This window comes from Kitasatospora sp. NPDC059747 (assembly GCF_042732955.1).
Taxonomy (GTDB): Bacteria; Actinomycetota; Actinomycetes; order Streptomycetales; family Streptomycetaceae; genus Kitasatospora.
Genome location: NZ_JBHWGV010000027.1, coordinates 68,097 through 69,279, shown reverse-complemented (window position 1 = coordinate 69,279; position 1,183 = coordinate 68,097). Strand labels below are relative to the sequence as shown.

The 1,183-nt window shown below is 78.6% G+C and carries 1 protein-coding gene; it reads right to left on the bottom strand.

Features of this window, described 5'->3' with window-relative positions; all coding sequences use genetic code 11:
* Positions 1-112 precede the first annotated feature (112 nt).
* Complete coding sequence (gene meaB, locus ACFV4G_RS14755; protein WP_380440153.1) at positions 113-1,072, bottom strand: methylmalonyl Co-A mutase-associated GTPase MeaB; 960 nt, start codon at positions 1,070-1,072, stop codon at positions 113-115.
* Between the last annotated feature and the right edge of the window lie 111 nt (positions 1,073-1,183).

The window sequence follows — 1,183 nt, the reverse complement described above, 5'->3', positions numbered from 1 at the left end:
CCGCCCCGGCCGGCCGGGGGGGGGGGGGGGGGGGGCCGGCGCGCCCCCCCCCCCCCCCCCCCGGCGGGCGGGCGCCCCCCCCCCGCCCGCCCCCCCCCCCCCCCCCCTCGTCTCAGGCCTGGGCGGTCAGCCCGGCCACCAGGGCGTCGGCGGCGCCGTACGGGTCCAGGTCGCCCGTGACGACGCGCTCGGCCAGCCCGGCCAGGTGCCGGTCCCCGCGCAGGTCGCCGATCCGGGCGCGCAGCTCGGCCAGCGCGATCGCCTCGATCTCGTCGGCGGCCCGGCGGCGGCGGCGCACCGCCAGCTCGCCGTGCTCCTCCAGCCAGGCGCGGTGCTTCTCCAGCGCCTCGACGACCTCGTCCACGCCCTCGCCGCGCGCGGCGACGGTCTTGACGATCGGCGGGCGCCAGTCGCCGGCCTCGCGGGCCTCGCCGAGGCCGAGCATGTGGTTGAGCTCCCGGGCGGTGGCGTCGGCGCCGTCCCGGTCGGCCTTGTTGACCACGAAGAGGTCGCCGATCTCCAGGATCCCGGCCTTGGCGGCCTGGATCCCGTCGCCCATCCCGGGGGCGAGCAGCACGACGGTGGTGTCGGCCTGCGCGGCGACCTCCACCTCGGACTGGCCGACGCCGACGGTCTCCACCAGGATCACGTCGCAGCCGGCCGCGTCCAGCACCCGCAGGGCCTGCGGGGCGGCCCAGGACAGGCCGCCGAGGTGGCCGCGGGTGGCCATCGAGCGGATGAAGACCTCCGGGTCGGTGGCGTGCTCCTGCATCCGGACCCGGTCGCCGAGCAGCGCACCGCCGGAGAACGGCGAGGACGGGTCGACGGCCAGCACCCCGACCCGCTTGCCGAGCCGCCGGTAGGCGGAGACCAGCGCCGAGGTGGAGGTGGACTTGCCCACGCCGGGGGAGCCGGTGAGGCCCACGGTGTAGGCGCGTCCGGTGTGCGGGGCCAGCGCGGCCATGACCTCGCGCAGCTCCGGGGCGGCGTTCTCGACCAGCGTGATGAGCCGGGCGACGGCGCGCGGTCGGCCGTGCCGGGCCTGTTCGACCAGCGTGGCGACATCGATCATCGGGTGCTCCTTGGCGGATGCCGACGGGGCCGCCGGCCGGCCCCGGGGGTCGCCGCCCCCCCGGAGAGAGCGGGATTTAGGAGGGTGCGGGGGGGATCATTGGGGGGCGGG